The organism is Ihuprevotella massiliensis (assembly GCA_900095835.1).
GTDB classification, from domain to species: domain Bacteria; phylum Bacteroidota; class Bacteroidia; order Bacteroidales; family Bacteroidaceae; genus Alloprevotella; species Alloprevotella massiliensis.
Genome location: LT608321.1, coordinates 1390005 through 1402599, shown reverse-complemented (window position 1 = coordinate 1402599; position 12595 = coordinate 1390005). Strand labels below are relative to the sequence as shown.

Here is a 12595-nt window from a genome sequence, read left to right as displayed (position 1 = left end):
AGGGTTCTGAAACTGTAAGTGGAGATTTCTCAGGAAACGACCATCGACAGAGTATGCCCCAATGTGGGAGAAACTTCCGAAAGTCTGAGTGAATGCTCTAATGTGTGAATGATTTTGCCATGATGTATGAAAAACTTCCTCAATGCCTGAGGCTTTTCTCTCAGAAAAGCTGGTGCGATTGGGGGATAAATCGAATGTGGAGGTTGTGCCATGGGCGATAAAATGTAGTTTTGTGTACTTATTTGATAGGTAGGTATTACAAAAAGCGGTGGATGCAAAGTTTTTTTGTCGGTTTTTTGTCGATTTACATCATTTTCGTTGGTTTTCTATCACTATAATTATGAAGGCTCATGCAAGAAGCCTGTCCATAATTTGTAACTTTGCGCCCATGTTGTCCATCCTTCTAAGTCTACTTTCTCTGTTGTCCCCCTCCTCTCCGCTCGAAGGGAGAGATACTCTCCGGCAACTATCTCCGGTGGAAGTGACGACTGCGGTTAGCCCATCGCAACAGATGGCGACCCACCAGCAATGGGGGATGGATCATCGTGACTGGCAGCGACAAGGCGCTACCCAACTCTCCGAAGCCTTGCGGAGTTTGCCCGGTGTGCAACTGCGCGACTATGGTGGGGCGGGGGCACTCGTCAGTTTGGCTGCCCGCGGACTTGGGGCAGCACACACCGTGGTTACCCTCGATGGATTTCCTGTCACCGACTTCACCACTGGAGCTGTCGATGTGGGGCGGTTTCGATTGAACGATATGTCGCAACTGCAATGGACGATAGCCGATGCTCCCGCTTTGCTCACGAGTGTGCGCACCCTTGGCACCGCGCATCTCGCCCTCCGTTCTGCCACCTCCTCGCCGCGTCTAGGAGTGGAGTGGGGCAGTTTTGGACAAATCGCTGTCGATGGCGCTACACATCATCGCATCGGAGCCCATGCTCTCGAAGCGCATGGCAGTTATGCTCGTGCCGACAATGATTTCCCCTATCGCATCACTAATGGTGAAGGCTATGAATATGGGCGCCGTCCTCGCAGTCCATGGACTCGATGGCAGGGGAGCGCACATTGGCTCTGGCAAACCCCACAGCACAGCACCCAACTGCGATGGCATCATCAGCACCACGTGCAAAGACTTCCCGGAGCAGTGACGCTCTACACCACCCCCGAAGGCGAAGATTGGCGCACTGAGCGCTCGGCACTTCAAGCCTCGCATGCCGCTCATGGTGAGCGTTGGGCGTGGCAGTGGGCAGGGCAATATGCTGCGCATCGACTGCAATATGTCGACCACGGCGAGGAATACCCCGATGCAGTGCGCGAAGAGCATTATCGTGAGCACGAACTCTGGAGCACACTTGGGGCACGCTATGATCTTTCCCCCTCGTGGCAGGTGGCTTATGCCGTCGATGCCACCCACACCACCTTGCGCAGCAATATGGCACGCTTCGATTGCGTGGCACGCACCGCGTTGCAGCAGAGTCTCTCGCTTCGTTATGTGCGTCGCACCACGATGTTCACCTTGCGCGGCTTGCGTCACGACTTCTTACACACTGTGCAAGGGCGCATGGAGAACGCTTCCCCCTTGCTGCCGTGGGAGTCCACAGCTGTTGCCACCGATGCGCATTCGTGGACGTGGAGCCTCGCAGTTGCCCAGCAACTCTGGCAGTCGTCTTCCACACGCGGCACACTGCGTGGTGTGGCACAAACCCTCTTCCGCATGCCGAGTTTTACCGAAAACTACTACCACCACTATGGCAATGCTAACTTGCGTCCCGAGCTTACACAGCAGTTTTCTGTAGGTTTGTCGGTTGAAAGTCGTCCCACTTCGTCTACCTTTGTCTGGCAAGGCAGTGTCGATGTCTATCACAATCGAGTGTTGGATCGTATCTTGGGCATTCCTGCCAACCAAACCGTTTGGCGCACCACCAATCTAGACCGTGTGCGTGCTGTTGGAGTGGACCTTTCGGGGCATATCTGGGCGAAATGCGCTTCGCGCCATACCCTAGAGCTGTCGGGCAATGCCTCTTTCCAGCGCGTCACCGACGAAAGCCAACGTGGGGCAGCTACTTATGGGCTGCAGTTGCCCTATATCCCCGAGTTGACCGCGCATCTAGCTCTTGTCTGGAGTAATCCTTGGTGCGATTTTTCGCTCACTAGCGACTTTTCTTCTGCTCGCCATGCCACTGCCAACCATTGGAAATCAGCGCGCTTGGCTCCTTATACCACACTACACACTGCAGTTGGGCGTACTTTTCGGTTGGGGGCATGTAGATGGCACATCCAATGGGTGATCAACAATCTCACCAATACCCACTACGAACTAGTGCGTGGTTACCCCCTTCCCGGGTGTAGCGTGATGTGGCGCAACACCTGGACGTTTTAGTCCATTCTGTTCTCTACCGATGAGTAGGAAAGGGAAAGAGTGTTCCCTGAAAACCAAACAAAGACTTATTGCATATTATTCTCACAAACAAAGTTTTAATGAAACAATTCAAATTCTATGCTGCCCTTTTTGTGGCTGCCCTGAGTTTCGCAGCGTGTTCGGACAACGAAACTCCCGAATTTACTCCCTCCCCTGCGACGGCATTGGGCGAAGGTGTGTTCATTCTCAACCAAGGTAACCAATATGCCAAGATTGATGGCAGTTATTCGTTCTTCGACTGGGAAACCAATGTGCTGAGCAATAGCGTGTTCAGCACGGTCAATGGTCGTTCGTTGGGCGCCGGTCCACAAGACGGTGTGGTCTATGGTTCAAAACTCTATGTGACTTTGCATGGATCAAACGCTGTACAAGTGATAGATGCGAAAACGCACAAGCTGATTCGTACCATCAGCACCCCTCAACCTCAGGGACTTGCAGCTCATGGAGGCCACGTCTATGTGGCGAACAATACGGGTCGTGTGACGAAAATCGACACCCTCGATTTGCAAGCCAAACAACAAGTAGAAGTAGGTCCTAACCCTGTGGATTTGATGGTGCGCAAAGGCGTGCTCTATGTGAGCATCAGCGATGGTTACAACCTGAAAAATGGTGCAAAAAATGGCAAGCGTCTTGACAAAATTGACTTGGCGCGCTTCCGCAAGGTGGGTGAAGTGAGACTCCAAGCCACAGAGCCTGCCACTCTCGAAAATGGTCGCATCCAAACCACCATCACTTGGGAGGGCGTGAATCCCACTCAGATGACGATGGACGAAGACGGCAATCTCTTTGTGGTGTGCATGGGCGATTATGCTCAGATTCCTGCTAAGGTGTGGAAGGTGGACAACGAAGAGAAGGTGAGCGTCTTTGCCAAGGGTAATTTGGCTGCGGCACATCGTCACTCCCTCTATGTGATCAATAGCACTACCGACTGGAAAACCGGCGAAGTGGATGTGCAGTGGGATGTGCTCGAAACGCGTACGGGTAAGGTGCTCGTGGAAAAGTTTGCACAGAAGAATTTGCCTCTCGATCCCATCGCCATCAATGTGCATCCTCGCACAGGTCGCGTGCTTGTGACCTCTCGCGGTTCGCTCGATGCCAAAGTTAAATACACTTCACCAGGTTATCTCTACACCTACACCCCCAAAGGTGATTTGCTCAATCGTTCGGTGGTTGGCATTGAACCCTATGCCGTGGCTTTTCGCTAAACAATGACCTCTCCTCGGAGCAAAGCAAAATTCAGTTGATATATTCTCCGAGCTTGCACGGTCGTTTCTGAAATTTCCTTTTTCAATCGAGTGCAAAACAGCACGTGTCTTCTGCGATTTTCAGTTTTGAAACGCAAGACGCGTGCTGTATTTTTTCACTCAAAATGGGGGGAGAAAGGAGGGATTTGGCGTGCGGAAATAGCGCTTCTCTATATAAAAGATGAGTAAAGGGGCAAAAAAAACACTTTTTTCTTGTAATATCTCACTATGTGGCGTAATTTTGCAGCAAATAAAAATGCTATGCAAAAGAATTTAGTCATTGTGGAGAGCCCGGCTAAGGCCAAAACTATCGAACGCTTCCTGGGTGAAGACTTCAAAGTGATGTCTAGTTTTGGGCATATCCGCGACCTAGATAAGAAAAACGACGGAGTGGACCCCGACACCTTCCAGCCGCACTACGAAATTCCTGCCGACAAACAAAAGGTGGTGAGCGAACTTCGTGCAGCTGCCAAGAAGGCGGAGACGGTGTGGTTGGCATCCGATGAGGACCGCGAGGGAGAAGCCATCTCATGGCACCTTGCGGAAGTCTTGAAATTGGATCCTGCTACGGCACGACGCATCGTTTTTCACGAAATCACCAAGCCAGCCATCCTCGATGCTATTGCACATCCGCGCACCATCGATTTGAATCTCGTGGATGCGCAGCAAGCACGTCGCGTGCTTGACCGTGTGCTTGGCTTCCGCCTCTCTCCCGTGTTGTGGAGAAAGGTGCGTCGCAACCTCTCCGCAGGACGTGTGCAGAGCGTCACGGTGCGGCTCATCGTGGAGCGCGAGCGCGAAATTGAGGCTTTCCAAGCTGAAAGTGCTTTCCGCGTGACCGCCTTCTTTGGTGTGCCAGGCGAAAACGGACAGACGGTGGCACTGAAAGCAGAATTGAACCATCGCTTTGCTACGATAGAAGAGGTGAATGCTTTCTTGGAAAACTGCAAAACAGCAGATTTCCGCATCGAGAGTCTCACCACCAAACCCACGAAGCGCACCCCTGCGCCTCCGTTTACGACCTCTACGTTGCAACAAGAAGCAGCCCGCAAATTTGGCTACGCCGTGGCTTCGACCATGCGCATCGCACAAAAACTTTATGAGTCGGGATTGATCACCTATATGCGTACCGACTCGATGAATCTCTCTACGCTCTGTCTCGACACGGCTGAGCCTGTGATTGCAGAGCGCATGGGAGCCAACTATCACAAACGTCGCAACTACCACACCAAATCAAAGGGGGCGCAAGAGGCACACGAAGCAATTCGTCCCACAGATATGTCGAGAGAAGACATTTCGGGTACGCCACAGGAACGCCGACTCTACAACTTGATTTGGAAACGCACGCTTGCGAGCCAGATGGCAGATGCACAGTTGGAGAAGACCACTGCGCTGATCAGCGTAAGTGGCTCTGAATATCAGTTTGCCGCTACTGGCGAAGTCGTGAAATTCGACGGTTTTTTGCGCCTTTATCGTGAGAGTGTGGAAGAATCGGAAGGCGATTCGGAAGAAAGCGGTTTGCTTCCTCCCATGACCGAGGGTCAACTGCTCGTGCGTCAGACGATCACTGCACAAGAACGTTTCACGCAAGCTCCTGCACGTTACAGTGAAGCCTCTTTGGTGCACAAGTTGGAAGAATTGGGCATCGGACGTCCGTCTACGTATGCGCCTACCATCTCTACGATTCAAAAGCGCGAATATGTGGCGAAGGGAGAAAGCGAAGGAAAACCTCGCTCCTTCGCTGTGGCAACTTTGGAGGGAAATGACATCTCCACAGAGACGCGCACCGAAAACTTCGGCAGCAATCGCGGAAAACTCGTGCCTACCGACACGGGTATTGTGGTGAATGACTTTTTGCTCAGCCACTTCCCCGAATTTATGGACTATAATTTCACCGCAAAGGTGGAACACGACTTCGACCGCGTGGCAGAAGGGGAAGAAGAATGGACGAATATCATCCGCTCATTCTGCGAAACTTTCAATCCGCAAGTGGATCGTGTGATGGCAGAACGCACCGAAACTCGCGTGGGTGAACGACATCTCGGCACAGAGCCTGAGAGTGGACGCTCAGTGAGTGTGAAAATCGGTCGTTTCGGTCCGATGGTGCAAATTGGTGGTGGAGAAGGCGATGAAGAAACTCCCAAGTTTGCAAGTCTAAAAACAGGACAAAGCATCACCACCATCACTCTGGAAGAAGCACTCGAATTGTTCAAACTCCCTCGCACTGTGGGAGAATTTGAAGGCACTACGGTGACGATTGGCGCAGGTCGCTTCGGTCCTTATGTGCTGCATGCGAAGAAGTACACCTCGATTCCCAAGGGTGAAGACCCAATGTCGGTGACACTGGAACGCGCAATCGAACTGATCGAAGAAAAGCGTGCGAAAGATGCGAGCAACCATCTTCGCTCCTTTGACGAAGAACCCGAATTGGAGGTGCTCAACGGACGTTATGGCCCTTATATCAAATATAAAGGCAATAACTATCGCATTCCCAAAGATCGCCATGCTGAGGCGGCTTCACTCACGCTCGAAGAGTGCATGAAGATGATCGAAGCCGAAGGCGAAAAAGCACCTAAGAAGGCGGCGAAAACGTCGTCGAAGACTGCCAAGACTACAAGTAAGACTGCGTCAAAGACCACAAAGTCTGCGACAAAGGCAAAGAAGACAACTTCGACCACCAAGAAGGCAACAAAAGCTCGCAGCACCAAAGCGAAGACAGAAGAATAAATGAGGTGTATCCCTCCTCTAAAAGTAGCTGCAAATGAAGTGTATCGTGCTCGTAGGCTATATGTGCGTGGGTAAAACCACCGTAGGCCGACAACTCGCTAAACGACTAAACTGCGGATTTTACGATTTGGACTGGTATATCGAGGAACGATTCCACAAGAAGATTCCAGTCATCTTTGCCGAAGAAGGCGAAGAACGTTTCCGTGACTTGGAGCGTCGCATGCTCCGTGAGGTGGCTGAGTTTGAAAACATCGTGCTCGCTTGCGGTGGGGGTACTCCCACACGCTTCGACAACATGGAATTCATGAACGAAGTGGCGCAAACCATCTACCTCGAAGCGCAACCAGAAACCATTCTTGCGCATCTGAAGGTGAGCAAAGGCACGCGCCCCCTGCTCCAGGGCTTGACTCCGGAAGAGACCGACCACTTCGTGCGACAGCAACTCCAAGAACGCAGCCCCTATTATCAAAAGGCGCACCACACGGTGAATGTCGATATTCTCGACTCGTATGAGAAAATCTCAGATGTGGTGGAGATGATTGTCCAACAACTCAATCTCTCAGCTTAGCTCACGGGCATTTGCTGCAGCTCTGCTACCTATTTTATATAAGAACCCCACTTCCCCCCTATAACACTACTGACAGACGATGAGAAAATGGCGTATTGAAGACTCCGAAGAACTGTATAACATCAAAGGATGGGGCGTGAACTATTTCGGTATCAACGAGAAAGGTCACGCTTTTGTGCGTCCGCGCAAAGATAATGTGGAGATTGATCTCTGCGACATCGTGAATGATCTCACGGAGCGCGACATCACAGCTCCTGTGCTCTTGCGTTTTCCCGATATCTTGGACAATCGCATCGAGAAGACCGCCGCTTGTTTTGAACAAGCTGAGAAGGAATATGACTATAAAGGTGAGCATTTCATCGTCTATCCCATCAAGGTGAACCAGATGCGTCCCGTGGTAGAGGAAATTATCTCCCACGGTAAAAAATACAATCTCGGATTGGAGTGCGGATCGAAGCCCGAACTTCATGCGGTGCTTGCCACTAACATGGACTCGGACTCCGTGATTGTGTGCAATGGTCACAAAGACCAAAACTTCATCGAACTGGCGTTGCTCGCTCAGAAGATGGGTAAGCGTGTGTTCTTGGTGATTGAAAAGCTCCACGAGCTGGAAATCATCGCACAAGTGGCAGAGCGCATGGGCGTACGCCCCAATTTGGGTATTCGCATCAAACTCGCTAGCCGCTCTACGGGTAAGTGGGAAAGTTCTGGTGGTGATGCTTCAAAGTTTGGCTTGAATAGTGCCGAATTGCTCACGGCATTGACCCGTTTGGAAGAGAAGGGATTGAAAGATTGCTTGCAACTCATCCACTTCCACATCGGTAGTCAGATTCCTAAAATCCGCTTGATCAGTACTGCGCTTCGCGAGATGGCACAATATTATGTGCAACTCCGCAAGATGGGCTTCAACATCGACTTCGTGGACTGCGGCGGTGGTCTTGGTGTGGACTATGATGGTACACGCTCGTCCAACTCTGAGAGTTCGGTGAATTATTCCGTGCAGGAATATGTCAACGACATTGTTTACATTCTCCGCGAAGCTGCCAACGAAAACGAGGTGCCACATCCTAATATCATCACCGAAGGTGGTCGTTCTTTGACAGCTCACCACTCTGTGCTGATTTTGGAGGTGCTCGAAACCACCGAAGTACCGCACATGGCAGAGGATTTCCATCCTTCAGAGCATGATCACAAGTTGGTGCACGATCTCACCGAGATTTGGGACAAGCTCTCCACGCGATCCATGCTCGAAGACTGGCATGATGCTGAAGATATTCGCGAAGAAGCACTTGGATTATTCCGTCACGGACTCTTGGATCTCCGCACACGTGCGCAAATCGAAAGCCTCTATTGGAGCATCTGTTCGGAAGTGGCAGAGTTGGTGCACCACCAAAAGCACGCTCCCGACGAATTGCGCAAGTTGGATAAGATGATGTCGGAAAAATATTTCTGCAACTTCTCACTCTTCCAATCTCTTCCCGACCACTGGGCACTCGACCAACTCTTCCCCATCATGCCCATTCATCGACTCGAAGAGCGTCCCACGGTGAGTGCTTCTTTGCAAGACATTTCTTGCGACAGTGATGGTAAGATTTCCACCTATGTCAACTACAACCAGCAGACCAACTACATTCCGCTCCATCGCTTTAAGCAGGGCGAAAAGTATTATATAGGTGTCTTCTTGGTGGGTGCTTATCAAGAGATTTTGGGTAATATGCACAATCTCTTCGGTGACACCAATGCAGTGCACATTTCGGTCAATGCCGATGGCTACACCATTGACAAAACGATTGATGGCGAAACGGTGGCTGATGTGCTGGAATATGTGCAATACGATCCCAAACGCTTGGTGCGCCGCCTGGAATCTTGGGTGACACGTGCGGTGAACGAGGGTAAGATTTCTGTCGAAGAAGGCAAGGAATTTATCTCCACCTACCGCGCTGGCTTGTATGGTTACACCTATCTTGAGTAATCTCATCGAGCAACTGAATTAAAGACTCCGCACAAGCTCAGGTTTGTTGCGGAGTCCACCTTCTTTTTACCATATATCATGGAGAAAGTAGGCAAGGAATCTCCAACCTTTAACATTATGGGCATGATCAAAATAGAGCCTTCTTGGCGCAACGCCTTAGCGGACGAATTTACAGCCCCTTATTTCGCGCAGCTCACTGAATTTGTGCGCCAAGAATATGCGCAAACGACTTGCTATCCTCCTGGAGGGCAAATCTTTGCTGCCTTCGATCTTTGTCCTTTTGATCAAGTAAAGGTGGTCATCATCGGACAAGACCCCTATCATGGGGCAGGACAGGCAGAGGGACTCTGTTTTTCGGTGGCATCAGGAGTGAGAATCCCGCCTTCGTTGCGCAATATCTTTAAGGAAGTGGCGGATGATCTGCAACAACCTATCGCTACAGATGGTAGTTTGCGTCATTGGGCAGAGCAGGGAGTGCTTTTGCTCAACAGCACCCTCACCGTGCGCGAAGGCAAACCAGGTTCGCACTTTGGCAAAGGCTGGGAACAATTCACCGATGCTGTCATCGATAGGGTGAATCGTGGTCGAGATCATGTGGTCTTCCTCCTTTGGGGGCGCAAAGCTCAGGAGAAGGCGAAGAACATCGACACGCAACGTCATCTCGTGCTCACCGCTGCGCATCCGTCTCCTATGGCATTAAATCACGGTGGGGCTTTCTTCGGCTTGCATCATTTCTCGCAAACCAATGCTTATTTGGTGCAGCATGGTCTTGCACCCATCCAGTGGTAAATCCTGATTGCTGAAGATTTACTACTCCAGTGCGGCTTTCTCTTCGTTTCGTCTTTAGAGGTGAGCATCTGCTCTTGCATATTCACAGACTTACCCTCACTTTTACAGACTTTTTCCTTTCATTCATAGACTAACCTACTCATGCTTCCCATTCTTCAAGTGGGCGATGTATTGCTTTCGCCCGATATTCTCACCGAACATTTCTGCTGCGACCTCGAAGCCTGCGGCGGTGCTTGCTGTATCGAGGGAGAAGCCGGTGCTCCGATCACACCAGCCGAGGTGAAAGATTTGGAGCGTGTGCTACCTGTGGTGTGGATGGAACTGGATCCAAAAGCGCGCAAGGTGCTCAACAACCAAGGGGTGGCTTATCGCGACGAAGATGGCGATTTGGTCACGAGCATTGTCAATGGCAAAGACTGTTGTTTCACCTGCTATGATGAGCGCGGCATCTGCTTATGTGCCACCGACCGTGCGCATCGAGAGGGAAGAATCGATTGGGCAAAGCCTATCAGTTGCTACCTCTATCCCATTCGTGAACAACAGCTCTCCAATGGCAATGTTGCGCTCAACTATCATCGTTGGTCAGTGTGCAAGCCAGCAGTCAAACTAGGCAGAGAATTGAAATTGCCTATTTATAAGTTTTTGAAAAATCCGCTGATTCGTCGTTTTGGTCAAGCGTGGTATGATGAACTTTTAGCGTTAGTTGAAGCCTTGAAAGCCGAAGGCATGCTGCCTAAGGACGAAGAATGAAAATGAAACTTCCGAACTTGGAATAGAAATCTCGGAGAAAATTGAAAAAAACGTGGGAGATAATCAAATTATCTCCCACGTTTGTGTTGAAATCTCCTTGCCATTAGTGATAGATTTCCTAGATTTTCATGGCTATCCCAAACAACAAGTGGATGGCTTGAGATAGCAAGCGCTAGCAAACCCTCTACTCGTTAGTCTTCTTCAGTGGAGATGGGGACTTTGTGCGCATTTTTCACTTCGCCAATGACGAAGATGCTATGCAGACTACCGATACTATCAATCTTGCCTAGCTTATTGAGCACAAAATCTTGGTAATGCTCCATATCGCGCACATAGATTTTCATCATGAAGTCGTAGTCGCCCGAAGTGTTGTAGCACTCTGTCACCTCGTCGATACCACGTACTGCCTCCATGAAAGCGCGACTGTGACTGCTGCTGTGTTGTTTCAGCTTGATGTTACAGAGAGCGATGATGGTGTTGCCCACGCGTTTGGGATTCACCACAGCCACATAGTTTTCGATATAGCCTTCACGCTCCAAACGCTTCTGACGCTCGAAGGTGGGAGACGCTGAAAGATGCACTTTATCTGCCAATTCTTTGACCGTGAGTTTGGCGTTACGCTGGAGTTCTTTCAAAATCTGGATGTCAATATCGTCTAGTCTTTCCATTTCAATAAGTGGAATTTGTGTAGAATATTATTCTGTGTGAGATGGGTTGTGGTGGCAAAAATAGTATATTTTTCCGAAATGAGCAAGAAATTTGTCTAGTTCAAGTCAATCTAATACCTTTGCACCATCAAACAGCAAGAAAGATGAAAACTTGTGAGCATGAGTATCTCAGAAAAGCCCCCTTTCGTCCTTGTGATTCACATAGCCCACCAGTAAAGTTTTCATGATTCCCTCACAGAACTTCACCTTGTGTCATAACTACACAGAGCGATTTGATTGCACGTCATCATTTTGACTTGAGACAAGGGATGAAGACTAAAAAAGACAATCGTATGAGTAAGAAATTTGCCCCACACCGCGCCGACATCGTTGGCAGTTTTCTCCGTCCTGCTCGCTTGCATGAAGCTCGCGCTCGTTTTCAACAAGGCGAAATCTCCGCTGCTGATCTTAAACAAGTGGAGGACGAATGTATCACAGAACTAATTCATAAACAACTCGATGCAGGTCTTGAGGTTATCACCGATGGAGAATTTCGACGTAGCTACTGGCACCTTGACTTCACCTGGGGATTTCAGGGCGTGCGACACATCGAGTTGGAGCAAGGCTATTTATTCCATGAAACAGAAACCACCCGTGGTTCTTGCGAACTAACTGGAAAAATCTCTGGTGAGCACCATCCCTTTGTGGAGCATTTCAAATTTGTGAAGCAGTTTGAGCGTTCTGGGGTAGTGGCTCGTCAGACAATTCCAGCACCAGCACAATTCTATGCCGAACTTTTCCGCGGCAAGAATACAGAAAACACGCTCAAAATCTATCCCAATCAGGAAGAGTTGGTTCAAGACATTGCAGCTGCCTATCGCACCGTTATCCAGGATTTGGCGGCGGCTGGTTGTCGCAACATCCAGTTGGATGACTGCACTTGGGGAGCCTTCTGCGATCATGGCTATTTACATGAAAAGATAGGCAATGATGCTGATCCAGAGCAACTCAAGTCCGTGAGTCTTCGTCTGAATAATTTGGCGTTAGAAGGTCGTCCTGAGGGAGTGACCATTACGACTCATGTGTGTCGCGGTAATTACCATTCCGACTGGGCATGCAGTGGTCCGTATGATGCTGTGTCGAAGACTCTCTTTGGTCAAGAGAAGGTGGATGCTTTCTATCTGGAGTTTGATGACGAACGTTCAGGAAGTTTTGCGCCATTGGCAGATGTGGCAGAAGGTGTGGATGTGGTGCTTGGATTGATTACCAGTAAGCGTCCCGAACTCGAAGATAAATCGACGATTATTCAGCGTATTCATGAGGCAGCGCAATATGTGCCTCTGGAGCGTTTGTACCTTAGCCCTCAGTGTGGTTTCGCATCGTGTGAGATTGGCAATAAACTCACAGAAGAAGACCAGTGGCGAAAAATAGCTTTGGTGCAAGAAATAGCCAAAGAAGTGTGGGGGTAAACCAGACAAA

At 50.0% G+C, this 12595-nt stretch carries 9 protein-coding genes; 8 read left to right on the top strand and 1 reads right to left on the bottom strand.

What is annotated here, in order from left to right:
- Window positions 1-388: 388 nt before the first annotated feature.
- The 7 genes from BQ2633_RS05840 (at window position 389) to BQ2633_RS05810 (ending at window position 10469) form a co-directional block, all read left to right on the top strand.
- Complete coding sequence (locus tag BQ2633_RS05840) at window positions 389-2380, top strand: TonB-dependent receptor domain-containing protein (RefSeq protein WP_176720096.1); 1992 nt, start codon at window positions 389-391, stop codon at window positions 2378-2380.
- Window positions 2381-2478: 98 nt separating this feature from the next.
- Window positions 2479-3624, top strand: a complete 1146-nt coding sequence (locus BQ2633_RS05835) for a YncE family protein (protein ID WP_075565708.1) — start codon at window positions 2479-2481, stop codon at window positions 3622-3624.
- Between the two features lie 300 nt (window positions 3625-3924).
- Complete coding sequence (gene topA / locus BQ2633_RS05830) at window positions 3925-6390, top strand: type I DNA topoisomerase (protein ID WP_075567249.1); 2466 nt, start codon at window positions 3925-3927, stop codon at window positions 6388-6390.
- A gap of 34 nt (window positions 6391-6424) precedes the next feature.
- Window positions 6425-6958 carry a shikimate kinase gene (locus tag BQ2633_RS05825; protein WP_075565706.1) on the top strand — a complete coding sequence of 178 codons (534 nt, stop codon included), beginning with the start codon at window positions 6425-6427 and terminating at the stop codon, window positions 6956-6958.
- 79 nt (window positions 6959-7037) lie between these two features.
- Window positions 7038-8930, top strand: coding sequence for a biosynthetic arginine decarboxylase (gene speA, locus BQ2633_RS05820; RefSeq protein ID WP_075565704.1), 1893 nt, complete (start codon window positions 7038-7040; stop codon window positions 8928-8930).
- A gap of 123 nt (window positions 8931-9053) precedes the next feature.
- Entirely contained in the window at window positions 9054-9719 is a 666-nt protein-coding gene (gene ung, locus BQ2633_RS05815) for a uracil-DNA glycosylase (protein WP_075567248.1), read from the top strand.
- Window positions 9720-9860: 141 nt separating this feature from the next.
- Complete coding sequence (locus BQ2633_RS05810; RefSeq protein ID WP_075565702.1) at window positions 9861-10469, top strand: DUF3109 family protein; 609 nt, start codon at window positions 9861-9863, stop codon at window positions 10467-10469.
- 191 nt (window positions 10470-10660) lie between these two features.
- Here the strand turns inward: BQ2633_RS05810 and BQ2633_RS05805 are convergent, their stop codons facing one another.
- The gene (locus BQ2633_RS05805) at window positions 10661-11137 is read right to left on the bottom strand and encodes an Lrp/AsnC family transcriptional regulator (RefSeq protein ID WP_075565700.1); all 477 of its coding nucleotides are present in this window, start codon (window positions 11135-11137) and stop codon (window positions 10661-10663) included.
- A 332-nt stretch (window positions 11138-11469) separates the two neighbouring features.
- On the opposite strand from BQ2633_RS05805, the gene BQ2633_RS05800 reads away from it, so the two are divergent.
- Complete coding sequence (locus BQ2633_RS05800; protein WP_075567247.1) at window positions 11470-12585, top strand: 5-methyltetrahydropteroyltriglutamate--homocysteine S-methyltransferase; 1116 nt, start codon at window positions 11470-11472, stop codon at window positions 12583-12585.
- Window positions 12586-12595: the final 10 nt, after the last annotated feature.

Coding starts and splice junctions, on each gene's coding strand:
- BQ2633_RS05840 (WP_176720096.1), top strand. CDS start 389: ATGTTGTCCATCCTTCTAAGTCTACTTTCTCTGTTGTCCCCCTCCTCT.
- BQ2633_RS05835 (WP_075565708.1), top strand. CDS start 2,479: ATGAAACAATTCAAATTCTATGCTGCCCTTTTTGTGGCTGCCCTGAGT.
- topA (WP_075567249.1), top strand. CDS start 3,925: ATGCAAAAGAATTTAGTCATTGTGGAGAGCCCGGCTAAGGCCAAAACT.
- BQ2633_RS05825 (WP_075565706.1), top strand. CDS start 6,425: ATGAAGTGTATCGTGCTCGTAGGCTATATGTGCGTGGGTAAAACCACC.
- speA (WP_075565704.1), top strand. CDS start 7,038: ATGAGAAAATGGCGTATTGAAGACTCCGAAGAACTGTATAACATCAAA.
- ung (WP_075567248.1), top strand. CDS start 9,054: ATGATCAAAATAGAGCCTTCTTGGCGCAACGCCTTAGCGGACGAATTT.
- BQ2633_RS05810 (WP_075565702.1), top strand. CDS start 9,861: ATGCTTCCCATTCTTCAAGTGGGCGATGTATTGCTTTCGCCCGATATT.
- BQ2633_RS05805 (WP_075565700.1), bottom strand. CDS start 11,137: ATGGAAAGACTAGACGATATTGACATCCAGATTTTGAAAGAACTCCAG.
- BQ2633_RS05800 (WP_075567247.1), top strand. CDS start 11,470: ATGAGTAAGAAATTTGCCCCACACCGCGCCGACATCGTTGGCAGTTTT.